This window comes from Ralstonia sp. UNC404CL21Col (genome assembly GCF_000620465.1).
Taxonomy (GTDB): domain Bacteria; phylum Pseudomonadota; class Gammaproteobacteria; order Burkholderiales; family Burkholderiaceae; genus Ralstonia; species Ralstonia flatus.
In genome coordinates this window covers 352,775-376,518 of the sequence record NZ_KK211140.1, presented here as the reverse complement: position 1 = coordinate 376,518, position 23,744 = coordinate 352,775, and the positions used below count along the sequence as shown (strand labels likewise).

The following is a 23,744-nucleotide window of genomic DNA, read 5'->3' as shown; positions in this document are numbered from 1 at the left end:
AGTCAGCGGCAATGGGGAAGACACCTGCGCGCGTTGCGGCAGGGCAAATGGTTGGCACACGGCCATGTCTCCTCTTCTTTTTTTTGCCTGCGGGGTCGTTGCCTCGCCGGTCAGCGGCTGGCGCGCGGGTGTCGATGACCGTGCGCCAGCCGTCCTGCTACACCATCAGAAGAAGCCCAGCGGCTGGGTGTCGTAGCTCACCAGCAGGTTCTTGGTCTGCTGGTAGTGGTCGAGCATCATCTTGTGGGTCTCGCGGCCCACGCCCGACTTCTTGTAGCCACCGAACGCTGCGTGCGCCGGATACAGGTGGTAGCAGTTCGTCCACACGCGCCCTGCCTTGATGGCACGGCCCACGCGATACGCGCGGTTGATGTCGCGCGTCCACAGACCGGCGCCCAGGCCGAAGTCGGTGTCGTTGGCAATCTGCAGCGCCTGTGCTTCGTCCTTGAACGTCGTTACGGCAATCACCGGGCCGAAGATCTCTTCCTGGAACACGCGCATGCTGTTGTCGCCCTTGAGCAGCGTCGGCTTGATGTAGTAGCCCTTCGACAGATTGCCGGGCAGCACTTCCACATCGCCCCCGACCAGGCATTCGGCACCTTCTTCCTGCGCGATCTCCAGGTAGCTGCGGATCTTGTAGAACTGCTGCTCCGAAGCCTGCGCGCCAACCATGGTCTCGGTGTCGAGCGGGTCACCGCGCTTGATGGCGGCCACCTTGGTCATCACCGCATCCATGAAGCGGCTGTAGATGGATTCCTGCACCAGCGCGCGCGACGGGCACGTGCACACCTCGCCCTGGTTGAAGAAGCCCAGCACCAGGCCTTCGGCCGCCTTCTCGATGAAGGTCGGCTCGGCCTGCATGATGTCTTCGAAGTAGATGTTGGGCGACTTGCCGCCCAGCTCCACCGTCGACGGGATGATGTTTTCGGCCGCGCACTTCATGATGTGCGAACCCACCGGCGTCGAGCCCGTAAAGGCGATCTTGGCGATGCGCTTGCTGGTGGCCAGTGCCTCGCCGGCTTCCTTGCCGTAGCCGTGCACAACGTTGAGCACGCCAGCCGGCAGCAGGTCGCCAATCAGCTCCATCAGCACGCAGATGCCCAGCGGTGTCTGCTCGGCCGGCTTGAGCACCACGCAGTTGCCGGCAGCCAGTGCGGGCGCCAGCTTCCATGCGGCCATCAGCAGCGGGAAGTTCCACGGGATGATCTGGCCGACCACGCCCAGGGGCTCGTGGATGTGATACGCCACGGTGTACTCGTTGATCTCGGCAGCGGAGCCTTCCTGCGCGCGGATGCAGCCGGCGAAGTAGCGGAAATGGTCCACGGCCAGCGGGATGTCGGCGTTCAGCGTTTCACGCACGGGCTTGCCGTTGTCCCACGTTTCGGTCACGGCCAGCAGTTCGAGGTTCTGTTCGATGCGGTCGGCGATCTTCAGCAGGATCAGCGAGCGGTCCTGCACCGAGGTGCGGCCCCAGGCGTCAGCGGCAGCATGCGCGGCGTCGAGCGCGCGGTCGATGTCTTCAGCAGTCGAGCGCGGGAATTCACCGATCACCTCGCCCGTCACCGGAGTCGTGTTGGTGAAATATTGGCCCTTGACCGGCGACACGAACTCGCCACCGATGAAATTGCCATAGCGCGGCTTGAACGAAACGATGGCGCCGGGAGTGCCGGGATGAGCGTAACGCATGGGTTGTCTCCTGATGTTTGAGTGATGACCGCAGCGTCGTTGTCTGCGCTGTGTCCGGTCGTCATCTGCAAAACCCGGGCCATCCCCTGAAGCGGATGTGGCGTCCTCTCCAGATCGGCAGTTCACCTCGGCCGGCTTGCCGGACTGCTCCAGAATGGAACAGCAGGTGTTGCAAAGCGCAACGCCCCATCGCCTGAACAACGGGCGGCCCCGCGTGCGAACACGCTGCACGCATGGCACGACTTTCGCGATGCGAGCCTTTCATCCGAACTTCCACGCCACACCATGAGAACGGCTCCCCTTCATGCTGCTGCCGCTGCCGCGCTGGCCGTGGCGTGTCTGTCATCGCAGGCCTGCGCCGATACGAACGTCGACCCTGCAGGCTCGCCGCTGTGGCCGACGATTCGTCAGGAAGTGTTTGGCCCAGCGCGGACGACGTTCGACAACCGCATCAGGATCACCGGGCCGGCATTTGCGGAAGATCCGATGCAGGTGCCGATTGCGTTTGATGCGTCGGCGCTCGGCAAGGTGGAGCGCATCATCGTCGTGGTGGATCGCAACCCGATCCGCAAGGTGCTGGAATTCACGCCGATGCGTGCGCGGCCGGCGCTGTCGTTCCGGTTCAAGCTGCAGGAAGCGTCTGCACTGCGCGTGGCGGCGCGTACGCAGGACGGTGTCTGGCATGTCGGTACGTTGCAGGTGGACGCCACCGGCGGCGGCTGCACGCTGCCGGGCGCCACGCGCCAGAACGCCACCTGGAGCACCACGCTGAACCAGGTCGAGTCGCGCGTGTTTCCGGGCTTCAACGGCGCAGGCAGCCGCATCCGCGTGCGCGTGATGCATCCGATGGACACCGGCCTGGTGGCGGGCATTCCGTCGTTCCATATCGAGCAGCTCAACCTGCTCGATGCCAAGCGCCAGCCCATGCTTGAACTCGCGCTGTACGAGCCCGTCGCCGAGAACCCGATCTTCTCGTTCGATATAGATGGCCCCGTTGAACGCGGCATCAGCGTCGCCGGCGTCGACAACAACGGCAACCGCATCCGCGCACAGGTGACACGATGAGCCGACGCCACCCATGGTTGGGCCTCCTGCTGTGTCTTGCAATGTTGAGTGCCCTGGCACGTGCGGCGGGCCCCGACTACCACCTCGTACCGCGCGCGGTTGCGCCGGACGTCTGGGTGCTGGAAGGCGCCAACGCGGATTTTTCTGCGCGCAACGGCTGCAACATCATCAACACCGGCTTCATTGATACCGGCGATGGCGTGCTCGTCATCAATACCGGGCCGTCGCTGCAGTACGGCGAGCAGCAGCGCGAAGCCATTCGCACGGTCACATCGGCCCCGGTGCGCTGGGTATTCAACCTGAACCTGCACCCCGACTATTTCTTCGGCAACCAGGCCTATGCGGATGTCGGCGCGCAAGCGCTACCCGGCACCATCGCCGGTGCGCAACGCGAGGGCGCGGCCTATGCCGACAATCTCTACCGCATCTGCGGTGCGTGGATGCAGAACACGGTATCGACACCGCCCGGCACGCCATTGAGCCCGGGAGCTCGCACCATGGGGCGCCATCGCATCGACCTCATCCGCCTCGACGGACATACCGATGACGACCTCGTAGTTGTGGACCGGACGAGCGGTGTGGTCTTCGCTGGCGGCATTGCCTTTCGCGACCGGATTCCCACCACGCCGCACGCCAACATTGCGCATTGGCTGGCGAGCCTCGATCGGCTGCAGAAGATCGTTGCCGACAGCGGCGCGCGCGTGTTGATCCCGAGCCACGGGCCCGCCCTGGGCAACGCAGACGCCATCGCCCAGACACGCCAGTACCTGCAGTGGCTCGATGCCCGCATGCGCCGCGCGGCAACCGAAGGACGCGACCTGGCCGAGGTGATTGCGATGCCGGTAGACGCGCCCTACGCGCAGTGGGGTGGCATGCCCGCGGAGTACACGCGCAACGTGACCCGCTTCTACCCCGGCTACGAGCACGCCGCCCTGGCGCCCTGACATGGCGCCAGACCCCGCCCGGCGACGCTGGATGCGCATCATGCTCGCGACCTTGATCACCCCGGCGCCGACCGTATCTGCGGCACCCGCACGTGTCACGCTGCTGCGCCTGCAGGACGGCCTCTACGCCGCGCGCGCTGCCAACGCAGAAGCCTCACGCGCGAATGCCGGAGAAGTCGTGCCCACGCTGGTACACACCACAGGCAACGGCGTACTCGTGGTCGACCCTGGCCCGCACGCGCGATGGGGACACCAACTGATCGCGGCCATCCGGCACATCACGGCCGAGCCCATTCGCTGGGTCGTCAACACGCACGCGCATCCCGAGCATGTGCTGGCCAACGCCGCCTTCGCACAACTGCAGCCGCGCCCGGCCTTCCTGGCATCCGCCGCCACGGCTGACCTCATGCGGCAGCGTTGCGAAACCTGTTTGGCGCGGCTGACCACCCTGCTCGGTGCGCGCGTCATGCATGAAACGCAGATCGTGTATCCGGAACCGGCACTGCGCGATGGCGATTGGCTGCACACCGGCAAGACGGCGTGGCAGGTGCACGTCTACACAGCAGCACACAGCGCATCCGATACGGTGCTGTACGCGCCGCAGCGCGGGGTGCTGTGCACAGGTGGGCTGGCATATCGGCAGCGCGTCCCAGACCTGCAGGACGGCTCGCTGGTTGGGTGGCAACGCGCGCTGCATGGGCTGGAGCAACTGCCCGCCCACATCGTCGTCGGCACCAGCATCGGCACGCCTGCGCAGATGCTGCGCCCGACCTTGTCGTATCTCGACATGCTCGCAAGCACCATCACGCGCGCCATTGAAGCCGGCGGCGACGCGGCCCGCGCACTCGACTACGTCCCGGGCGACACCTACCGCGACTGGCGCAACTTCCACCCTCGCCATGCGCTGAACGTCGGACGTGCATGGCGCGAGCTTGAAGATCGCTGGATGCAAAGCGCGCCGAGCGCCTGACCGCGGCTGCTCCATTGCGGAACAGACCGCGGACAGGTGTTGCGCCGACTGTCCCGCCACGCCACATCGCCCCCATCGGCACGCGTGTCGCAAACGTTAATCAACGGCATGCAACTCCTTGCAATCCACTGCGAACGCCGTGGTACGCATATTGCAAAGTCCCGCCGGCGTTGAGCGCGCCCCCGCGTGTTTGGCGCCAACACCGCATGCGTCCGAGCCCATTCAATGGACGCATCAGACAACGACAATACGGAGACAACATGCAGAACTCACGCCTTCGACCCGGCGTCCTGACCGCCATCGCAACCGCCCTCGGCTGTGCAGCGGGTGGCGCCATCGCACAATCGTCGGTCACGATCTACGGCACCGTCGATGCCGGACTCCAGTATCAAAACCGCAGTGCGGCCGGCGGCAGCATCACCGAAATGCATTCGGGCGGCATCAGCCCCAGCATCTGGGGCCTCAAGGGCTCGGAAGACCTGGGCAGCGGGCTGAAAGCCAACTTCAACCTCGAAGGGCATTTCAGCAGCGACACCGGCACGCTTACCACCGGCCCGGGCTTCAGCTCAGAGTTGTTCCGCCGGCAAGCCAACGTCGGCCTGAGCGGCAACTGGGGGGCGATCACGCTGGGGCGCCAGTACAGCCCAGCCCTCATCGGCACGATCGGCACGGAAGCGCGCGGCTTCAAGGAGCAGTTCTCGAACCTGTACGGCTGGGCCTACAACCAGCTCCCCGCCCCGGGCAACGCGATGGGCGCAGGCACGAACCCCGGCAACGACGTGGGCGTGTTCATCGGCAACGCACTGCAGTACTCCAACAACTTCGGCCCCGTGTGGCTGGGCGTTGCCTATTCATTCGGAGAGACCGCCGGCAGCTTCAAGCGCGGCAACGAGCTGTCGCTGGGGGCCACATACACCGGCCCGGTCGCCGTCGGTCTCGGCTATCAATCGACGGCGGACAGCGGCACAGGCGAGACCCTCAGCCGCTTGTGGAGCGCAGGCGTCGCCGTGCCGTTCGATGCCTTCACGGGCCGGGTCAACTACATCGGCGTCACCAACAATGCGCCGACCGGGCAACGTGTGTCAGACGTCAAATCGATCGGCGTCGGGCTCGACTACAAGTGGAGCCCTGCCAATACCGCCACGCTGGCCGGCTACTACAGCAAGTACGAAAGCAGCACGCACGACAGCTCCACCAAATCGATCGTGCTGAGCAACGACTACGCGTTCTCCAAGCGCACCACGCTGTACGCGCAACTCGTGTACGTGAGTGCAGGCGCAGTGGGTACGGCGGATCCGCTGGAAAGCCTCAAGACGTCGATCGTTGCGGGCGGCACGGCGCCGGGCGCGAAGACCGTACTCGCAGGCGTCGGGCTGAAGCATTCGTTCTGAGCGGCACCCAAGCAGTAAGAAAAGCCCTTGGCCAACGCCAAGGGTTTTTTTTTGGGCCTCGGGATATGAAGGAGGAATCCTGACGCAGCGCATGGTCTGGACAGGCGATCCGCGCTACGCTGAAATATTCTCAACGTCACGATTCCTGCCTGCCGCACCCACGCGGCGGGCGCTCATTGGAGGTGCCTTGATTCGCGTCCTGCCTGCCTTTGTCCTCGGCACGCTCAGCCTCATCCTGCTGGCCTTGAACACCTTGTTCTGGAGTGTGCCGCTGTTCACGCTGTCGGCGTTCAAGCTGCTGGTGCCGGCAGTAGCCGTCCGCCGCCGGATCGACCCGATGCTCAATTGGGTCGCCACGTGCTGGATCGGCTGTAACAACGCCTGGATCGGCGTGCTGCAACGCGAGCCCTGGAGCGTGGAAGGCGCCGACAACCTGCGTTACGCGGGCTGGTACCTGGTCAATTGCAACCATCGGTCTTGGGTGGACATCTTCGTGCTGCAGCGGGTGTTGAACCGGCGCATCCCGCTGCTGAAGTTCTTTCTCAAGCAACAGCTGATCTACGTGCCGGTCATCGGCCTGGCGTGGTGGGCGCTGGATTTTCCGTTCATGCGGCGGCACTCCAAAGCCGCGTTGCGCAAGCACCCCGAGCTGCGCAATCAAGACCGCGAAACCACGCGGCGCGCCTGCGCCAAGTTCGCCCACGTGCCGACCAACGTCATGAACTTTGCCGAAGGCACGCGGTACACGCCGGCAAAGCACCGGAGGCAGTCGTCCCCCTATCGCCATCTGCTCAAGCCGAAGGCCGGCGCGCTGGCCCTGACGCTCAACGCCATGGGCCAGCGGTTCCAGTCGCTGCTCGATATCAGCATCGCCTATCCGGACGGCACGCCGAGCTTCTGGCAACTGGCCTGCGGCCAAGCCGGCCGCGTGATGGTGCATATTCGCGAACTGCCGATTCCGCCGGATTTCTGCACGCACGACTACAGCACCGACGCCGCCTTCCGCAGCGATTTCCACCGCTGGCTTGCCCAACTGTGGGAGGAGAAAGATCAGCAGATTGAGAACATGCTGGCGCGGGCGGGCCAGCGGCGCAGCGTGACCACCGGTGCCGATGTTTTTTCGCCAGACCAAATCTAGGCGCCAAACAAAAAGCCCCTTGGTCGTAAAACCAAGGGGCTTTTGCTACTGCTGGCGGAGAGGGTGGGATTCGAACCCACGGTACCGTCGCCGGTACGCCTGATTTCGAGTCAGGTACATTCGACCACTCTGCCACCTCTCCGGTAACTGGGTCGCTGAATCGCGAAACCGCGAGTATAACAAAATTTTTCCGACCTGATCAAGAGGGTCGGCACACCTCATCAAACTGCCGGTTTCAGCACTTCCTGGCCGCCCAGATACGGACGCAGCACCGTCGGCACCGTGACCGAGCCATCCGCGTTCTGGTAGTTCTCCAGCACGGCCACCAGGGTACGGCCCACGGCGAGGCCCGAGCCGTTGAGCGTGTGGACCAGTTCCGGCTTGCCCTGCGCGTTGCGGAAACGCGCTTGCATGCGGCGCGCCTGGAAGTCGCCCATGTTCGAGCACGAACTGATTTCGCGGTACGTGTTCTGCGCCGGGATCCACACCTCGATGTCGTACGTCTTGGTGCTGCCGAAACCCATGTCGCCGGTGCAGAGCACGACGGTACGGAACGGCAGTTCCAGCTTGCGCAGGATGTTCTCCGCGGCGTTCGTCATGGCTTCCAGCGCGTCGAACGACGTGTGGGGCTGCACGATCTGCACCATCTCGACCTTGTCGAATTGATGCTGGCGAATCATGCCGCGCGTGTCCTTGCCGTACGAGCCGGCTTCGGAACGGAAGCACGGCGAATGCGCCGCGAACATCATCGGCAGCGCATCGGCGGCCACGATCTCATCGCGCACGAGGTTCGTGAGCGGCACTTCGGCGGTCGGGATCAGGTAGAAATTCTCGACGCGCTCGCCGTCTTCGCCTTCGGCGCTGTGCCCCATCTTGCGCGGCACGCGGAACAGGTCTTCCTCGAACTTCGGCAACTGGCCCGTGCCGCGCATCGACGCAGCGTTGACGATGTACGGCACGTACGCTTCGGTGTAGCCGTGCTCAAGCGTGTGCGTGTCCAGCATGAATTGCGCGAGTGCGCGATGCAGACGCGCCACCTGCCCTTTCAGGACGGTGAATCGCGCGCCCGACAGCTTGGCGCCCGCATCGAAATCCAGGCCCAGCGCGGCGCCCAGGTCCACGTGATCCTTGACGGGGAAGTCGAACGTGCGCGGCGTGCCTTCGCGGCGCACCTCCACGTTTTGCGTCTCGTCACGGCCGGCCGGCACGCTTTCGTGCGGCAGGTTCGGGATCGACAGCATCAGCTCCTGCAACTTGGCCTGCACCACGTCGAGTTGCGCGGCAGACGCCTTCAGCTCGTCGCCGATGCCCGACACCTCGGCCATCACACCCGATGCGTCCTCGCCCTTGCCCTTGAGCATGCCAATCTGCTTGGAGAGGCTGTTGCGGCGGGCCTGCAGCTCTTCGGTGCGGGTCTGGATGGCCTTGCGTTCCGCTTCGAGCGCGGCAAAGCCGGCCACGTCGAGCACGTAGCCGCGATCTTTGAGGCGCGCGGCGACGGCGTCGATGTCTTTGCGCAGCAGTTGGATATCAAGCATGGTGGGAAAAAGGAAACCGAAGATTGCGAGCGATCTGAACGATCGAAAACGCCGATTTTATCGTACCGGCCGTGGGGCCTATTTGTTACGAGAGGATTTGTCCTGCTGGGCGTGCCACTGCGCATCCAGCTCGCGGAGGTGCCGCAGCTTCTCGCCAATCTTGCCTTCCAGGCCGCGCGGCGTCGGCACGTACCAGTTCTGCGGCGACAGATCGTCGGGAAAGTAGGTTTCGCCGGCAGCGTAGGCCTCGGGCTCGTCATGCGCGTAGCGGTAGGCATGGCCGTAGCCGAGTTCCTTCATCAGCTTGGTGGGCGCATTGCGCAGATGCACGGGCACGTTGCGCGACTTGTCCTGACTGACGAAGGCGCGCGCCGCGTTGTAGGCGTTATAGCCGGCGTTCGACTTGGGCGCGATGGCCAGGTAGATCACCGCCTGAGCCAGCGCCAGCTCCCCTTCCGGCGAGCCCAGGCGTTCGTACGTTTCCGCGGCGTCGAGCGTGATGCGGCCGGCGCGCGGGTCGGCCAGGCCGATGTCTTCCCACGCCATGCGCACGATGCGGCGCGCGAGATAGCGCGGGTCTGCGCCGCCATCGAGCATGCGGCAGAACCAGTACAGCGCGCCGTCCGGATCGGAGCCGCGCACGGACTTGTGCAGCGCGCTGATCTGGTCGTAGAAGGCGTCCCCGCCCTTGTCGAAGCGGCGCAGGTTTTCCGACAGCGCGGAGGCCAGCAGCGCCTCGTCGATCACCGGAACGGTATCGCCCTCGGCCTGCGCACGCGCGGCGCGGGTGACGATTTCCACGTTGTTGAGCAGCTTGCGGCCATCGCCGTCGGCCGACGCGACGATGGCGTCGAGTGCGGCGGGCGTCCACTCCAGCCCGCCCAGCTCCTGGCGTGCGCGTTCGGCAAGCTGCTTCAGCTCGTCGTCCGACAGGCTCTTGAGCACGTACACCGCGGCACGCGACAGCAATGCGCCGTTCACTTCGAACGAGGGGTTTTCCGTCGTCGCGCCGATAAAGGTGAACAGCCCGCTTTCCACGTGCGGCAGAAAGGCATCCTGCTGGCTTTTGTTGAAGCGATGGACCTCGTCGACGAAGACGAGCGTGCGTCGGCCATTGGCGCGAAACTGCTCCGCACGCTCCACGGCCTCGCGGATGTCCTTGACGCCCGAGAGCACGGCGGACAGCGCGATGAATTCTGCGTCAAACGCATTGGCCATCAGCCGCGCCAGCGTGGTCTTCCCGACGCCGGGCGGCCCCCAGAGGATCATCGAATGCGGTTCGCCGGACGCGAAGGCGACGCGCAGCGGCTTGCCCGGCCCCAGCAGATGCTGCTGGCCGATCACATCGTCGGCGGAATGGGGGCGGAGGCGCTCGGCCAGCGGCATGTGGGCGGGCGCGTCCGGGAAGAGAGATGCGGAAGCGTTCATGCGGAGATTGTCGCAGAATCCGCCCGCCGGCCGCTTCCCCGGCAACCTCAGGCGGCGCGTGCGTCCAGCGCCGGCGCCTCTGCGGCCAGCCTGCTCCGGCCGATCAAAAGCACGCAGACCAGCGACAGCGCCGCAAAACCGGCATAGAAGATCGCCATCGGCCACCACAGCGGGAAAAAGCGATCAGCCAGCACCGTCGCAAGCAGCGGTGTCAGGCCACCCGCAAATGCGCCGCACACCTGATACGACAACGAGATCGCCGTGTAGCGGATGCGCGCCGCAAACATGGCGCTGACAAAGCCCGCGATGATCGCGTAGTAGCCGGACTCGGCCAGCGTTGCGATGGCCACTCCTGCAAACACGGTATGCGCCTCGCCCATGCGGACCAGCGGGAGCATGATGAACGGCACGACCACCGCGAAGGCCGCGAGGATGACCAGCATGCGGCGTGTTCCGAAACGGTCGGCCAGCGTGGCCGCACCAAGCTGCACGAAGAACTGCAGCACGGCGACCCAGAACATGCAGTCGAGAATCATCGCGCGATCGAGCTGCAGGTACTGCGTGGCATACGAAATCATGAAGATATTGCTGAAGTACACGCCCGCGATGCCGTACACGTTGGCGCCGATGGCCAGCGCGATCAGCGGCCACGCCTTGAACGCCTCCGCCAGCGGCTGCTTCGCCACGTCGCCGGAGGCCTGCATCGCCTCGAATTCCGGCGATTCGTTGACCGACATGCGGATCACAAAACCCACGGCCAGCAGCACCGCGCTCGCCAGGAAGGGCAAGCGCCAGCCCCACGCCATGAAGGCCTCCGGCTCAAGCCGGCTGACGGCGGAAAAGGCCAGCATCGAGAGGATCAAGCCACCGGCGCTGCCAAGCTGCGCGAACGAGGCGAAGAACGTACGCCGGCCTTTCGGCGCATGCTCGCCGGCCAGCAGGACCGCGCCGCCCCACTCGCCACCCACGGCAATGCCTTGCACCACACGCAACGCCACCAGCGCGACCGGCGCAATCCATCCGGCCTGCGCATAGGTGGGCAGACAACCGATCAGCACGGTGGCAACGGCCATGAGCGTGAGCGTGCCCATGAGCGCGCGTTTGCGGCCGAGCTTGTCGCCGATGCGGCCGAACAGCACGCCGCCGATGGGCCGCGCGAGAAATCCGATGGCGAACGACCCGAACGAAGCCAGCAGCCCCAGCAAGCGGTTCTCTCCCGGGAAGAACAGCGGCCCGAAGACAAGCGCCGCCGCCGTGGCGTAGCTGTAGAAGTCGTACCACTCGATGGTGGTGCCGATGAACGATGCCATCGCCGCACGGCGTGGCTGAGCGATCGACTGCGCTGCTTGCATGGGGTCTCCTCTCTGTTCTTATGGGTGTCGCGTCAGGCGCGGTATTCGACGCCGGGCAGCACGCACAGCATCTCGAACGCGAGGTTGGCGCCGAGCAACGCCGTCGTCCCGAACGGGTCGTATGGCGGGGACACTTCGACCAGATCCGCCCCGACGATGTCGAGACCGCGTGCGCCGCGCACGATCTCCAGCGCCTGCGGCACGGTCAGGCCGCCAATCTCCGGCGTGCCGGTACCCGGCGCATAGGCCGGGTCGATCCCGTCGATGTCGAAGCTGATGTAGACCGGCCCGCCCTGCACGCGAGCGCGCACCTCTTCCATGAGCGGCGCGAGCGATCGGTGCCAGCACTCCTCCGCGGTCACCACGCGAAAGCCCTGTTCACGGCACCAGTCGAAATCCTCGGCCGCGTAGCCCGTGCCGCGCAGGCCGATCTGCACGACACGGTTGCAATCGAGCAAGCCCTCTTCCACCGCGCGGCGAAATGGCGTGCCGTGCGCGATCTTCTCGCCGAACATCGTGTCGTTGACGTCGGCATGCGCGTCCACGTGGATGAGGCCGATGCGGCCGTACTTCCCATGCATCGCGCGCAGGATGGGCAGCGTGACGGTGTGGTCGCCGCCCAGGCCGATCGGGCGGCAGCCGCCAGCGATGATCTCCCGGTATGCGGCCTCGATGCGCGCGATCGAGTCATGCAGGTTGTATGGGTTGGTCGGCACGTCGCCGATGTCGGCCACGCGCAGCGAGTCGAACGGCGCCGCGCGTGTGGCCATGTTGTACGGCCGCAGGAGGACGGATTCTGCGCGGATCTGCCGGGGGCCGAGCCTCGCGCCGTTGCGGTTGGACGTGCCAAGGTCGAACGGCACGCCGACAAAGCAGGCGTCCAGCCCGGCAGCAGACGTGGCGGCAGGCAGCCGCATCATGGTGGCAATGCCGCCAAAGCGGGGCATGGCGTTGCCCGAAGCGGGCTGGAAGAGGTCGGCGCGGTCGTTCATGGCAGTCGCATGGTCACATCGGCCCGAGCCGATGTAAGGAGTGTCAATACACTGCATTCTTGCTGATGGATTTCGCACGTAGAATGCGAAATCTCCGAATCAAACATCGATATAAATCGATGTATCGACCACCGTGCTGGGACAAGCTTCCGATCTTGATCTGCGACTGATCCGCGTATTTCTCGCCGTGGTCGACGCGGGTGGCATCACCCCTGCCCAGGCAACGCTGAACGTGGGGCAATCCACCATTAGCACGCAGCTGTCCACGCTGGAGACGCGACTGGGCTACCGGCTATGCGAGCGCGGCCGCAGCGGCTTCCGGCTCACCGCGCGCGGCGAACGCTTCGTCGATTCCGCACGCAAGCTGCTGGGCGCACTCGACGTCTTCAGCGCCGAGACGCGCAAGGTGGGCCGCACGCTGGTCGGCACATTGAATCTCGGCTTGATCGGCCATGCGCCCGTCAACGCGAATGCGCGCATCAGCCAGGCCATCGAGCGCTTTCGGCAACGCGATGAATCCGTGCATTTCACGGTCTCGGTACGCCCGCCCGGGGAGCTGGAAGGACTGCTGCTCGACAACAAGATCCATATGGCGATCGGCTATTTCTGGCACCGCGTGCCGGCGCTGGACTACACGACGATCTTCCACGAGACGCAGCTGGCGTATGCGGGGCGCGGCCATCCGCTGTTCAGCAAGGCTGGGGACGTGACGCCCGCGCAGGCGCTGGCGCACGCGTGGGCGTGGCGCAGCTATCCGCTGCCGGAAGCGGCGGGGTCGCCGGCCGAGCGGCCGGTGACTGCGGTGGCAGACAACATGGAAGCGGTGGCAATGCTGGTGCTGTCCGGCCGGCACCTGGGTTACCTGCCGGAGCACTTTGCGGCGCCCTATGTGGCGCAGGGCCTGCTGACGCCCTTGGCACCCGCTGCCATGCGCTACGAGGTGCCGTTCGACATGGTGGTGCGCCGCGATGCCCGGCGCAATGATCTGCTGGCCGCCTTCATTGCCGACATGAAAGCGGCCCACGCCTAAAAGACGCGCACGCCGTCAGTTCGACGCGCGCTGCACCAATCCCATGAACGCCTTGGCCGGAAGCGGCCCATGGCACGACTGCGTGCCGTTGGCCGCGCGCAGCAGCAGCCACACGTTCTCGCTGGCTGGCGGCTGAATCACGAACGGCTGACGCGCCGAAGCCTCTGGCAGACGCGGATCAACCGGCGCCTGGATCGGCACGACCTGCCCAGCGTGGCCTTTCACCAAGGCACTGCACTCGGCGCTGGGCAGCTCGGTCGCATGCAGGAAATCCTTGTTGACCAAGGCCTCGGCCAGCACCGTGTCTGGCGCGGTGAGGAACGAATCGACATCAAAACGGGACGCACCCGTGGAGGCGCATCCCGCGAAGACAACCGCCGCTGACGCCGCAGCGACAACAGCGGCGGCTCGGTGCAGCGACGTGGTGAACGGCAAAGGCATGGTCGGTCTCCTGGTCTAGGACAGCAACGGCGCCGGCCTCCACGCGTCATTGCTTGATGACGTCGGCCCCTTTGGGCGGCGTAAAGCGGAACACGTTGGCCGGCAGTTGCGGATTCTTCTGGATGTTCGAGAACGTCAGCAGGGTGGTGTTCCCGAAGGCGTCACGCAGCTCCATCCCCTGCAGCTCGCCGCTGCGAAAGCCGATGGCGATGCGCTCGAACTGGGTGTCCTTCGCTTTGGGCGTGAGTTCGGCCCAGTCGATGCCGTCCTTGGTACCACCTTCCTTGAGCGTGAAATTCTTCGCCAGATCGTTGCTGCCGAACAGGATGGCGGCCGGGCTGGAGCCCAGCGACGCATCGAGCTTGCGCTCCGTGATCTGGTTCAGGTCCTTGTCGAAGATGTAGAGCGTCTGGCCGTCGGCCGAGAGCTGCTGTTCGTAAGGCTTCACATAGCGCCAGACAAAGCGGCCCGGCCGCGAGAAAACGAAATCGCCGTTGGACGTCCCGGCCACGCGCAGCGGGCTGCCGTTGGTGCCGCCCTTCACTTGCCGCTGCACGAACTCGCCGCGCGCGGTGCTGACATTGCTCACGAAGGCGTTGAGCTGTTCGACCGCACCTGCATAGGCGCCGGCAGACCATGCCGCCAGCGAGACCAGCCCGGCGGCCATCAGGTGACGTGCTTTCAACACAAACATAGGAATCCCGGTTTCAGTTGATCTTGTTGTTAGTGGCCGGCCGCGCCGGAACATTCCGCCCGCGCGGTAACGCGATGTAACTGCAAAATGCGGGCAAATGCGCGCGCCATGCGGGCAGCGTCATTCCTCTTCGACGACGTTGCCGTTGCGGTTGGGCGCCAGGATTTCGCGGTTGCCGTTGCCCGACATGGCGGACACAAGCCCCGCCTTTTCCATATCTTCGAGCAGGCGAGCAGCGCGGTTGTAGCCGATGCGCAGGTGACGCTGCACCAGCGAGATCGACGCGCGGCGGTTCTTGAGCACCACGTCGACCGCCTGGTCGTACAACGGATCGGCCTCGCCGCCGCCCGCACCGACAAGGCCAGCGCCGCCGCCAAAACCATCGCCGCCGCTCTCGCCATCGGCCACGCCGCCTTCGAGAATGCCTTCGATGTAGTTCGGCTCGCCCTGCGCCTTGAGGTTGTCGACCACGCGATGCACTTCGTCGTCCGACACGAACGCGCCGTGCACGCGCACCGGCAAGCCGGTGCCGGGCGCCAGGTACAGCATGTCGCCCATGCCGAGCAGCGCTTCGGCGCCCTGCTGGTCGAGAATCGTGCGCGAGTCGATCTTGCTGCTGACTTGGAACGCAATCCGCGTCGGCACGTTGGCCTTGATCAGGCCCGTGATCACGTCCACCGACGGACGCTGCGTCGCCAGCACCAGGTGGATGCCGGCCGCACGCGCCTTCTGCGCAATCCGCGCGATCAGCTCTTCGACCTTCTTGCCGACCACCATCATCAGGTCGGCCAGTTCGTCGATCACGATGACGATCATCGGCAGCTTGTCGAGCGGCTCCGGCGCGTCGGGCGTGAGGCTGAACGGGTTGGGAATCTTTTCTTCGCGCGCGGCGGCTTCTTCGATCTTCTTGTTGAAGCCGGCCAGGTTGCGCACGCCCATCTTGCTCATGAGCTTGTAGCGGCGCTCCATTTCGCCCACGGCCCAATTGAGCGCATGGCCGGCCTGGCGCATGTCCGTCACGACCGGGCACAGCAGGTGCGGAATGCCTTCGTAGATGCTCAGCTCCAGCATCTTCGGGTCGATCAGGATCAGGCGCACTGCGTCGGCCTTGGCCTTGTACAGCAACGACAGGATCATCGCGTTGATGCCGACCGACTTACCGGAACCCGTGGTGCCGGCCACCATGCAGTGCGGCATCTTGGCGAGGTCTGCCACCACCGGCTTGCCGGCGATGTCCTTGCCCAGCGCCAGCGTGAGCTGCGATGCGCTCTCGTTGTAGACCTGCGAGCCGAGAATCTCCGACAGGCGCACGGCCTGGCGCTTGGGGTTCGGCAGCTCCAGGCCCATGTAATTCTTGCCCGGAATCGTCTCCACCACGCGGATCGACACCAACGACAGCGAACGCGCCAGGTCCTTCGCCAGGTTGACGATCTGGCTGCCCTTCACGCCTGTAGCAGGCTCGATTTCGTAGCGCGTGATGACCGGGCCCGGGTAGGCCGCCACCACTTGCACTTCCACGCCGAAATCCTTGAGCTTCTTCTCGATCAGGCGCGAGGTAAATTCCAGCGTCTCGGCGCTGACGGTTTCAACGACCGGCGGGATCGGATCAAGCAGCGCCAGCGGCGGCAGGTCGGAATCGTGGATGTCGACAAACAGCGGCTGCTGCTTCTCGCGCTCCACGCGCTCGCTCTTGACCACGGCCGTCGGGCGCACGATCTGCACCGGCGGCGATTCTTCAATGCGCACGCGGCGGGTTTCAACCACCTCTTCGCGCTCAACCTTGGCCGCCTCGCCGATGGCGCGGTCCTGCTTGCTCTCGCGGCGTGTCTTGAAGCCGACGAACAGCATCTCGACGCCTGCGCCAATCTGCTCGGCCAGGTTCAGCCACGAGAAATGGAAGAACAGCGACAGCCCCACCAGGAACGCAAACAGCAGCGCCAGCGTGCCGCCGGTAAAGCCCAGCGAATGCTGCACCGCCCCGCCGATCACATCGCCCAGCACGCCCCCAGGCGCGCGCGGCAGCTTCATGTGCAGCGAGTACATGCGAATGGCTTCCAAACCCATGCTGGAAGCGAGGATCAGCGCAAAGCCGATCCACGTGACACTGGCGTCAACGCGCGGCATGGCCGTGCGCGGCAGGCGTTCGTCCGACATCAGCTCGCGCCAGCCGCGCCAGACCTTGCGCACCAGCAGCACCGCCCACCAGTAGGCGGACGCGCCAAAGACAAACAGCAGCAGATCGGCCAGCCACGCGCCCACGCGGCCGCCCAGGTTGCGGATCTCATCGACCTGGCTGGCGTGGGTGAAACCGGGGTCGGCCCGGTTGTATGACAGAAGGATGATCAGGAAGGCGATGGTCACCGCCAGCAACAGGAACCAGCGGACCTCCCCCAGCAGCCGCCCAATGCGGGACGGCAGTGCGGATGGATCAGTGCGTGTTGTCGGAGTGGTGGAAGCTCGAGCCATGCGGGAGACGCGGAGAGACGGATGTGCCGCTTGGGCAAGGCCACGCGGCTTGGGACAGCACAAATACGATGCCGAGGATTGTAACGCGGCCCTATCACCGCCATTGGAATTTACAACCGGGCGGACGAGGGGGTGCCACTTTATAATGGCGCCCATCACCCTCACCTAGCCTGCACGGCGGCGCTCCACCCCTCGTGCCGCGCACACACAGAACGCATCATGGCAAAACACGCAAAAGTGCTGATCCTTGGCTCCGGCCCCGCTGGCTACACGGCCGCGATTTACGCTGCCCGGGCCAACCTGAACCCGGTGCTCGTCACCGGCCTGGCGCAAGGCGGCCAGCTCATGACCACCACCGACGTGGAAAACTGGCCCGCTGACAAGGAACACCTGCAAGGCCCCGAATTGATGCAGCGCTTCCTGGAGCACGCCGAGCGTTTCAAGACCGAAGTGCTGTTCGACCACATTCACACCGCGCATCTGACGGAAAAGCCGATCCGCTTGGTAGGCGATTCGGGCGAATACACCTGCGACGCGCTGATCGTCTCCACCGGCGCTTCGGCCCAATATCTGGGGCTGCCGTCGGAAGAAACCTTCGCGGGCCGCGGCGTGTCCGCCTGCGCAACGTGCGACGGCTTCTTCTACAAGGGCCAGGAAGTGGCCGTGGTGGGCGGCGGCAACACCGCCGTGGAAGAAGCGCTGTACCTGGCCAACATCGCCAGCAAGGTCACGCTCATCCACCGCCGCGACAAGTTCCGCGCCGAGCCGATCCTGATCGACCGCCTGCATGAGCAGGAGAAGAAAGGCAAGATCGAGATCAAGACCAACATGGTCCTCGACGAGATCCTGGGCGACGACTCCGGCGTGACGGGCGCCCGCCTGAAGGGCACGAACGAGAACGAAGGCAAGGTCGAAGAGGTCAAGGTGGCTGGCGTGTTCATCGCCATCGGCCACAAGCCGAACACCGACATCTTCCGCGGCCAGCTCGACATGAACGACACGGGCTACATCCGCACGAAGAGCGGCCTCGACGGCATGGCCACGGCCACCAACATCCCGGGCGTGTTCGCCGCCGGCGACGTGCAGGACCACATCTACCGCCAGGCCATCACCAGCGCCGGCACGGGCTGCATGGCCGCGCTGGACGCCCAGCGCTACCTGGAAAGCCTGGAATAAGCTTCACCGCCCCGGGTTTCCCGGGCGCAAGCAACGCGGCCGATGGGTAACCATCGGCCGTTTTGCCATGTGCGGCGCCTTCGTATAATCGATAGACGCTCCACCCGACGTGCTCGCCCGCCCTTCACCATGAAACGCGCTTCTTCCTCCGCCAACAAGCTCAGCCTGACCGACCTGGCCGGCCTGCGTGACCAGCTCAAACACGAGACGGAGGCACGCGAAGCCGAGCGCCAGCGCGCCGAAGCCGCCGCACGCAAGGCGGCCGAAGAAGCCAACGTGTTCCGCGCCAGCATCGGCGAGGTGAGCGCCCTGCGCCAGAACAAGCGCGTTGAACATCCGCGCAATCCGCCCGCGCCCGACCCCGTGCATTCGCGCGCCGAAGAGCAGACCGTCCTGCGCGATTCCCTGTCGGATGAATTTGATGTGGACAACTTGCTCGAAACCGACGACACGCTGTCCTACCGTCGCCCGGGCATCGGTGACGACGTGCTCAAAAAGCTGCGCCGCGGCGAGTGGGCCACGCAAGACCAGATCGACCTGCACGGCATGCGCCGCGAAGAAGCCCGCGAGGCGTTGGCCGCCTTCCTGCGCCGTGCCGTGCAGCGCGGCATCCGCTGCGTGCGCGTGATCCACGGCAAGGGCCTCGGCTCGCCCGACAAAACGCCCGTGCTCAAGGGCAAGGTGCGCTCGTGGCTGGTGCAGAAGGAAGAGGTAATCGCCTTCGTCGAGCCGCGCAACACGGCGGGCGGCGCGGGCGCCGTGCTCGTGCTGCTACGCCAGCCGTACGGTTCCTGATGCGCGGTCGGACAGCACACGCATGCACGTAACACGCCTGCAGTTGGTGATGCACTGGGTGGAGATCCTCGCGGTCTTCTCGTTTGCCATCTCAGGGCTGGCCGAGGCCAAACGGCGCCGCCTCGATGCCGTGGGCGCGTTCATCGTCGCCTTTCTGACCGCGTTCGGCGGCGGCACGCTGCGCGATCTGTTGCTGGATCGGCGGCCCTTCTACTGGATCGAGCACGAGCAATACCTGCTCGCGCTGTTCGTGATGAGCCTGTTTGCCAATTGGGTGATCCGGCTGGTGAGCCAGCTGGTTTCCGACCGCGTGCTGATCGTGGCCGACGCCATCGGCTTGGGGCTCTTTGGCGTGCTCGGCACGCAGCTGGCGCTCGATGCAGGTGTGCCGGTCTTCGTGTCGGTGATGATGGGCGTGATCACGGCGGCCTTCGGCGGCCTGCTGCGCGATGTGGTCTGCAATGAAGTGCCGATGCTGCTGCGGGACAATCACCCGTACGCAACGTGCGCGTTTCTCGGGTGCTTCCTTTACGTCGGGCTGACACACACGGACTTGCTGCCGAGCGTGTCTGTGGTGATCGCCACGCTGGCGATCGTGGTCGGGCGGCTGGTGACGCTGCGCTGGAACATCACCCTGCCGCGTTGATCAACGCTGACCGGCGCGAGCGCGCCGGCCACAGGCGGCGGCTTCAGACCGCTGCTTCGTCCTTTTCGCCGGTGCGGATGCGGATCACCTGCTCCACCGGCATCACGAAGATCTTGCCGTCGCCGATCTTGCCGGTCTTGGCGGCTTTGACGATCGTGTCGATCACGTTTTCGACCTGGCTTTCGGCCACCACCACCTCGATCTTGATCTTCGGCAGGAAGTCGACCACGTATTCCGCACCGCGATACAGCTCGGTGTGGCCCTTCTGACGGCCGAAACCCTTGACCTCAGTGACGGTCAGGCCGGTCACCCCCACGTCGGCGAGCGACTCGCGCACTTCGTCCAGTTTGAAGGGCTTGATGATGGCGGTGATCTGTTTCATGGGTGTCTCGCTCACTAGTTGGTGAAGTATTCAAGCGTCCAATAATACTGGAGCCGGTTAATGCGCACATCTTCGGCGATGCCGGACACCGTCTGCAGCAGCGTCGGATCGTCGGGAAAGTTCTTCAGCACGTCGTGCTGGCTGCCGTCACGCAGGGGGCGGCGCTGCCACGTGTTGCCATGTTCGTCGTTGTAGGCAATGGGCGTGCTGGAGCCAAACACATACTGGTTATCGAACCACAGCACGCGCACGCCGGGCCCCAGGGCGCGATGCAGCCCTTCGACATGCCGGCGCAAATGCTGCAGCGGTACATGCGACCACCAGCAGCCCGCCGTCATCACGTCGAAGGTGCCGGGCGCGAACGGCAGCGCATCGTTGTCTGCGCGCACGAACGACGCCCCGGCGATGCCCTTGCCGCGTGCAATGCGCAGGACGGTGTCGTTGTAATCGGCGCCGACGATGCTGCGCGCGTCGGTCATCGCCTCGGTCCAAAAACCGGTACCGCACGCGAGATCCAGCACCCGCGCGCCGCGCGTCAGATCACGCACGCGCGCCTTCAACCACGCCAAATCGCCCTGCCGCTCGGGCTTCGTGTAAATGCGCTCGTATTCGGGGGCACGTTTGGCGTAGTAGTCGAGCATGGCGGCGGCCTATTCCTTGAAGCGCGACGTGATCGGATACCGCCAGTCGCGCCCGAACGCCCGCTGCGTCACGCGAATGCCCACCGGCGCCTGACGCCGCTTGTATTCGTTGATCTTGATGAGACGCACGATCTTCTGCACGTCGGCCTCGGCAAAGCCGGCCGCGATGATGTCGGCCACCGGCTGGTTCTGCTCCATGTAACGCTGCACGATGGCGTCGAGCGCATCGTATTCGGGCAGGCTGTCCTGGTCGGTCTGGTTTTCACGCAGCTCGGCCGACGGCGCGCGCGTCAGGATGCGCTCCGGAATCACTTCCGACAACGCATTGCGGTAGCGGCACAGGCGGTAGACCAGCGTCTTGAAGATGTCCTTGATGACGGCAAAACCACCGGCCATGTCGCCGTACAGCGTGCAGTAGCCCACGGCCATTTCGCTCTTGTTGCCGGTCGTCAGCACGATCCGGCCACTCTTGTTCGACAGCGCCATCAGCAGCGTGCCGCGAATGCGCGCCTGGATGTTCTCTTCCGTCGCATCTTCCGGCAGCCCGCGGAACTCCTCCGCCAGCGCGTCCTTGAATGCGTCGAACATCGGGCTGATGGCGATTTCGTCGTACTGCACGCCCAGGCGGGCCGCCATGTCGCGGGCGTCGACCCACGAGATATCCGCCGTGTAACGCGAGGGCATCATCACTGCGCGCACACGGTCGGCGCCCAGCGCATCGACGGCAATCGCCAGCACCAACGCTGAATCGACACCGCCCGACAAGCCGATGATCGCGCCCGGGAAGCCGTTCTTGCCAAGGTAATCGCGCACGCCCAGCTTGAGCGCCTGATACACCTGGGCCTCCAGCGGCGCCTCCGGCACGACCGTGCCCGGCAACGCGCGTCCACCGTCGAACTGCACGTAGCCGACGCCCTCGACAAACTGCCCCATCCGCACGACGACGTTGCCTTCGGCATCGAGCACGAACGAGCCCCCGTCGAACACCAACTCGTCTTGCCCGCCGACGAGGTTTGCATACACATGCGGCAAGCCCGATTCCTTCACGCGCGCACCGATGATCCGCTCGCGCAGGTCTTCCTTGTCGAGGTGATACGGCGACGCGTTGGGGATCAGCACCACCTGCGCGCCGGCCGCCTTGGCGTAAGCCGTCGCGGTGGCATACCAGGCGTCTTCGCAGATGACGACGCCGAAGCGCGTGCCGTCCACTTCGAACACAAATGGCTCGGTGCCGGGCTGGAAGTAGCGCTTCTCGTCGAAGACTTCGTTGTTGGGCAGTTCGAGCTTGTTGTACCGGCCGACCACGCGGCCGTCGACGGCCACCGTCGCGCTGTTGGTCGGCTTGGGCAGCACACCAGGCGCCGGCGCTTCCAGCGAGAGTTGCGGGTGCCCGATCAGCACGTGCAAACCCGGGAAGGCCGCCAGTTCGGCGATGAGCGCGTCAAGCGCGCGCGCACTGGCATCAATAAACGCCGGGCGCAGCAGCAGGTCTTCGGGCGGATAGCCCGTGAGCGACAGTTCCGGCGTGAGGAGAATCCGCGCACCAGCCTGGTGCGCTTCGCGCGCCGCGGCGACGATGCGGGCGGCATTGCCGGCGAAATCGCCGACGGTGCAGTTGATCTGGGCGAGAGCGACAGAGACGGTCATGGGGGCAATATGGATTGCAAGCGCGCCAGTCGAAGCTGGAATTAGAATCGGCGGCATGACCTCTCGCCCCCTTGTTCCCGAGCCTCAAGCGCGCGCTGGTTCGCGACACGAATTGGCCAATTATCGCACGCGACTTGTGACCGATCTGCGCGACATCGGCCGCGACGCGTGGGATGCCCTGCTTGCCCTGCAGCCCGAAGCGACGCCTTTTCTGCGCTACGATTTCCTGCACGCCCTGCATGAGAGCGGCAGCGCATCGCCCGACACCGGCTGGTCGCCGCAATACCTGACACTGTGGCAAGACGGCCCCGACGGCGAAGTGCTCGCGGCGGCCGTGCCGCTGTACGTGAAGGGCCACTCCTACGGCGAGTACGTCTTCGACTGGGCGTGGGCCAATGCCTATGCGCAGCACGGGCTGGAGTACTACCCGAAATGGCTGTCCGCTGTGCCGTTTACGCCGGTGCAGGGTGCGCGCTTGCTGGCGTGGGATGCGGCTGCGCGCGCGGCGCTGGTCGACACAATGCTGGCGGTGGCGCGGCAGAGCGAGTTGTCATCGCTGCATGTGCTGTTTCCCACCGCTGATGAAGCTGAGCAACTGCGCGGCGCCGGCATGCTGCTGCGACACGGCGTGCAGTTCCACTGGTGCAATCCGGGCTTTGCCAGCTTCGACGACTTTCTGGCCGCGCTGGAACAGAAGAAGCGCAAGAACGTCCGTGCCGAGCGCCGGCGCGTGCACGACGCAGGCATCACCTTCCGCCACGTGCCCGGCGCAGCCGCGACGGACGCGGACTGGCGCTTCTTCCACCGGTGTTACCGCACCACCTACCGCGAGCATCACTCGTCGCCGTATCTGAACCTGGAGTTTTTCCGCCAGATCGGCCGGACGATGCCGGAAAACCTCCTGCTGGTGATCGCCTCGCGCGACGGCAACGACATCGCCAGCGCGCTGCTGGTGATCGACATGCGCCCCGAGGCGTCGGTCATGTACGGCCGTTACTGGGGCGCGATCGAGCATCACCCCTGCCTGCACTTCGAGACGGCGTATTACCAGCCGCTGACGTACTGCATCGCGCACGGCATCCGCACGTTCGAAGGTGGCGCGCAAGGCGAACACAAGATGGCACGCGGCTTCGAGCCCGTGGCAACGCTGTCGGCGCACTGGCTGGCGCACCCTGCATTTGCCGATGCAGTGGGCAGGTTCCTTGACCGCGAAACGGCCGGCATGGAAGCGTATCTGGACGAACTGACGGACCGCTCGCCGTTCAAGCAACGGCTGGAATCGGACTAGCGGCGGGAAAACAGCGAAGGCGGGAAAAGACAGC

21 protein-coding genes and 1 tRNA gene are annotated in these 23,744 nt (G+C 65.2%); 10 read left to right on the top strand and 12 right to left on the bottom strand.

The genetic code is table 11. The features are described from left to right. Nucleotides 1–165: 165 nt before the first annotated feature. Nucleotides 166–1,686, bottom strand: a complete 1,521-nt coding sequence (gene exaC, locus N511_RS0119690; protein ID WP_027680840.1) for an acetaldehyde dehydrogenase ExaC — start codon at nucleotides 1,684–1,686, stop codon at nucleotides 166–168. 285 nt (nucleotides 1,687–1,971) lie between these two features. Between exaC and N511_RS0119685 the strand changes: the two genes are divergently transcribed. The 5 genes from N511_RS0119685 (at nucleotide 1,972) to N511_RS24375 (ending at nucleotide 7,194) form a co-directional block, all read left to right on the top strand. Next, a complete protein-coding gene (locus N511_RS0119685) occupies nucleotides 1,972–2,751 on the top strand; it encodes a quinoprotein dehydrogenase-associated SoxYZ-like carrier (protein ID WP_027680839.1) in 780 nt (259 codons plus the stop codon). Then, on the top strand, nucleotides 2,748–3,695 hold the full coding sequence (locus N511_RS0119680; RefSeq protein WP_027680838.1) for a quinoprotein relay system zinc metallohydrolase 1: 948 nt from the start codon (nucleotides 2,748–2,750) through the stop codon (nucleotides 3,693–3,695). Before N511_RS0119685 ends, N511_RS0119680 begins: the two co-directional genes overlap by 4 nt. A gap of 40 nt (nucleotides 3,696–3,735) precedes the next feature. Beyond that, nucleotides 3,736–4,665 carry an MBL fold metallo-hydrolase gene (locus N511_RS0119675; protein WP_027680837.1) on the top strand — a complete coding sequence of 310 codons (930 nt, stop codon included), beginning with the start codon at nucleotides 3,736–3,738 and terminating at the stop codon, nucleotides 4,663–4,665. 260 nt (nucleotides 4,666–4,925) lie between these two features. Further along, nucleotides 4,926–6,056, top strand: coding sequence for a porin (locus tag N511_RS0119670; protein WP_027680836.1), 1,131 nt, complete (start codon nucleotides 4,926–4,928; stop codon nucleotides 6,054–6,056). Nucleotides 6,057–6,243: 187 nt separating this feature from the next. Continuing rightward, a complete protein-coding gene (locus N511_RS24375; protein WP_051530968.1) occupies nucleotides 6,244–7,194 on the top strand; it encodes an acyltransferase in 951 nt (316 codons plus the stop codon). Between the two features lie 52 nt (nucleotides 7,195–7,246). On the opposite strand, the gene N511_RS0119660 is transcribed toward N511_RS24375, so the two are convergent. From N511_RS0119660 to speB, 5 genes are all read right to left on the bottom strand, one after another. Next, nucleotides 7,247–7,336: transfer RNA gene (locus N511_RS0119660), tRNA-Ser, on the bottom strand. 79 nt (nucleotides 7,337–7,415) lie between these two features. After that, complete coding sequence (gene serS, locus N511_RS0119655) at nucleotides 7,416–8,732, bottom strand: serine--tRNA ligase (RefSeq protein ID WP_027680835.1); 1,317 nt, start codon at nucleotides 8,730–8,732, stop codon at nucleotides 7,416–7,418. A gap of 78 nt (nucleotides 8,733–8,810) precedes the next feature. Then, nucleotides 8,811–10,118 carry a replication-associated recombination protein A gene (locus N511_RS0119650; protein ID WP_027680834.1) on the bottom strand — a complete coding sequence of 436 codons (1,308 nt, stop codon included), beginning with the start codon at nucleotides 10,116–10,118 and terminating at the stop codon, nucleotides 8,811–8,813. Nucleotides 10,119–10,207: 89 nt separating this feature from the next. After that, nucleotides 10,208–11,512 (bottom strand): MFS transporter, encoded by a 1,305-nt coding sequence (locus N511_RS0119645; RefSeq protein ID WP_027680833.1) that lies wholly within the window; start codon nucleotides 11,510–11,512, stop codon nucleotides 10,208–10,210. A 32-nt stretch (nucleotides 11,513–11,544) separates the two neighbouring features. After that, nucleotides 11,545–12,504, bottom strand: a complete 960-nt coding sequence (speB, locus tag N511_RS0119640) for an agmatinase (RefSeq protein ID WP_027680832.1) — start codon at nucleotides 12,502–12,504, stop codon at nucleotides 11,545–11,547. Between the two features lie 133 nt (nucleotides 12,505–12,637). Here speB and N511_RS0119635 point away from each other — a divergent pair, with 133 nt between their 5' ends. Continuing rightward, nucleotides 12,638–13,534 (top strand): LysR family transcriptional regulator, encoded by an 897-nt coding sequence (locus tag N511_RS0119635; RefSeq protein WP_027680831.1) that lies wholly within the window; start codon nucleotides 12,638–12,640, stop codon nucleotides 13,532–13,534. A 15-nt stretch (nucleotides 13,535–13,549) separates the two neighbouring features. On the opposite strand, the gene N511_RS0119630 is transcribed toward N511_RS0119635, so the two are convergent. From N511_RS0119630 to N511_RS0119620, 3 genes are all read right to left on the bottom strand, one after another. Then, nucleotides 13,550–13,975: a hypothetical protein gene (locus N511_RS0119630; RefSeq protein WP_027680830.1), complete on the bottom strand. Its 426-nt coding sequence runs from the start codon at nucleotides 13,973–13,975 to the stop codon at nucleotides 13,550–13,552. Nucleotides 13,976–14,021: 46 nt separating this feature from the next. Beyond that, entirely contained in the window at nucleotides 14,022–14,669 is a 648-nt protein-coding gene (gene lolA, locus N511_RS0119625; RefSeq protein ID WP_012762530.1) for an outer membrane lipoprotein chaperone LolA, read from the bottom strand. A gap of 120 nt (nucleotides 14,670–14,789) precedes the next feature. Next, nucleotides 14,790–17,135 (bottom strand): DNA translocase FtsK, encoded by a 2,346-nt coding sequence (locus N511_RS0119620; RefSeq protein WP_027680829.1) that lies wholly within the window; start codon nucleotides 17,133–17,135, stop codon nucleotides 14,790–14,792. A gap of 219 nt (nucleotides 17,136–17,354) precedes the next feature. Here N511_RS0119620 and trxB point away from each other — a divergent pair, with 219 nt between their 5' ends. The 3 genes from trxB to N511_RS0119605 all read left to right on the top strand — a co-directional run bounded on the left by trxB (nucleotide 17,355) and on the right by N511_RS0119605 (nucleotide 19,752). Further along, complete coding sequence (trxB, locus tag N511_RS0119615) at nucleotides 17,355–18,311, top strand: thioredoxin-disulfide reductase (protein ID WP_027680828.1); 957 nt, start codon at nucleotides 17,355–17,357, stop codon at nucleotides 18,309–18,311. Between the two features lie 129 nt (nucleotides 18,312–18,440). Beyond that, nucleotides 18,441–19,106 (top strand): Smr/MutS family protein, encoded by a 666-nt coding sequence (locus tag N511_RS0119610; protein ID WP_027680827.1) that lies wholly within the window; start codon nucleotides 18,441–18,443, stop codon nucleotides 19,104–19,106. A 22-nt stretch (nucleotides 19,107–19,128) separates the two neighbouring features. Next, nucleotides 19,129–19,752, top strand: a complete 624-nt coding sequence (locus N511_RS0119605; protein ID WP_027680826.1) for a trimeric intracellular cation channel family protein — start codon at nucleotides 19,129–19,131, stop codon at nucleotides 19,750–19,752. Nucleotides 19,753–19,795: 43 nt separating this feature from the next. On the opposite strand, the gene N511_RS0119600 is transcribed toward N511_RS0119605, so the two are convergent. Genes N511_RS0119600 through N511_RS0119590 form a run of 3 tightly spaced genes read right to left on the bottom strand, consistent with a single transcriptional unit; the run spans nucleotide 19,796 to nucleotide 22,422 of the window. Beyond that, entirely contained in the window at nucleotides 19,796–20,134 is a 339-nt protein-coding gene (locus N511_RS0119600; protein WP_004631293.1) for a P-II family nitrogen regulator, read from the bottom strand. Nucleotides 20,135–20,148: 14 nt separating this feature from the next. After that, nucleotides 20,149–20,775: a class I SAM-dependent methyltransferase gene (locus tag N511_RS0119595; RefSeq protein WP_027680825.1), complete on the bottom strand. Its 627-nt coding sequence runs from the start codon at nucleotides 20,773–20,775 to the stop codon at nucleotides 20,149–20,151. A gap of 9 nt (nucleotides 20,776–20,784) precedes the next feature. Next, nucleotides 20,785–22,422, bottom strand: a complete 1,638-nt coding sequence (locus tag N511_RS0119590) for an NAD+ synthase (protein WP_027680824.1) — start codon at nucleotides 22,420–22,422, stop codon at nucleotides 20,785–20,787. Nucleotides 22,423–22,477: 55 nt separating this feature from the next. Here N511_RS0119590 and N511_RS0119585 point away from each other — a divergent pair, with 55 nt between their 5' ends. Beyond that, complete coding sequence (locus N511_RS0119585) at nucleotides 22,478–23,710, top strand: GNAT family N-acetyltransferase (RefSeq protein WP_027680823.1); 1,233 nt, start codon at nucleotides 22,478–22,480, stop codon at nucleotides 23,708–23,710. Nucleotides 23,711–23,744: the final 34 nt, after the last annotated feature.

Bases quoted from the DNA above. Each gene is read 5' to 3' on its own strand.
- N511_RS0119670 (WP_027680836.1), top strand. From the start codon at position 4,926: ATGCAGAACTCACGCCTTCGACCCGGCGTCCTGACCGCCATCGCAACC.
- serS (WP_027680835.1), bottom strand. From the start codon at position 8,732: ATGCTTGATATCCAACTGCTGCGCAAAGACATCGACGCCGTCGCCGCG.
- N511_RS0119645 (WP_027680833.1), bottom strand. From the start codon at position 11,512: ATGCAAGCAGCGCAGTCGATCGCTCAGCCACGCCGTGCGGCGATGGCA.
- lolA (WP_012762530.1), bottom strand. From the start codon at position 14,669: ATGTTTGTGTTGAAAGCACGTCACCTGATGGCCGCCGGGCTGGTCTCG.
- N511_RS0119605 (WP_027680826.1), top strand. From the start codon at position 19,129: ATGCACGTAACACGCCTGCAGTTGGTGATGCACTGGGTGGAGATCCTC.
- speB (WP_027680832.1), bottom strand. From the start codon at position 12,504: ATGAACGACCGCGCCGACCTCTTCCAGCCCGCTTCGGGCAACGCCATG.
- N511_RS0119600 (WP_004631293.1), bottom strand. From the start codon at position 20,134: ATGAAACAGATCACCGCCATCATCAAGCCCTTCAAACTGGACGAAGTG.
- N511_RS0119590 (WP_027680824.1), bottom strand. From the start codon at position 22,422: ATGACCGTCTCTGTCGCTCTCGCCCAGATCAACTGCACCGTCGGCGAT.
- N511_RS0119620 (WP_027680829.1), bottom strand. From the start codon at position 17,135: ATGGCTCGAGCTTCCACCACTCCGACAACACGCACTGATCCATCCGCA.
- N511_RS0119675 (WP_027680837.1), top strand. From the start codon at position 3,736: ATGCTCGCGACCTTGATCACCCCGGCGCCGACCGTATCTGCGGCACCC.
- N511_RS0119680 (WP_027680838.1), top strand. From the start codon at position 2,748: ATGAGCCGACGCCACCCATGGTTGGGCCTCCTGCTGTGTCTTGCAATG.
- trxB (WP_027680828.1), top strand. From the start codon at position 17,355: ATGGCAAAACACGCAAAAGTGCTGATCCTTGGCTCCGGCCCCGCTGGC.
- N511_RS0119630 (WP_027680830.1), bottom strand. From the start codon at position 13,975: ATGCCTTTGCCGTTCACCACGTCGCTGCACCGAGCCGCCGCTGTTGTC.
- N511_RS0119685 (WP_027680839.1), top strand. From the start codon at position 1,972: ATGAGAACGGCTCCCCTTCATGCTGCTGCCGCTGCCGCGCTGGCCGTG.
- N511_RS0119595 (WP_027680825.1), bottom strand. From the start codon at position 20,775: ATGCTCGACTACTACGCCAAACGTGCCCCCGAATACGAGCGCATTTAC.
- exaC (WP_027680840.1), bottom strand. From the start codon at position 1,686: ATGCGTTACGCTCATCCCGGCACTCCCGGCGCCATCGTTTCGTTCAAG.
- N511_RS0119610 (WP_027680827.1), top strand. From the start codon at position 18,441: ATGAAACGCGCTTCTTCCTCCGCCAACAAGCTCAGCCTGACCGACCTG.
- N511_RS0119650 (WP_027680834.1), bottom strand. From the start codon at position 10,118: ATGCCGCTGGCCGAGCGCCTCCGCCCCCATTCCGCCGACGATGTGATC.
- N511_RS0119585 (WP_027680823.1), top strand. From the start codon at position 22,478: ATGACCTCTCGCCCCCTTGTTCCCGAGCCTCAAGCGCGCGCTGGTTCG.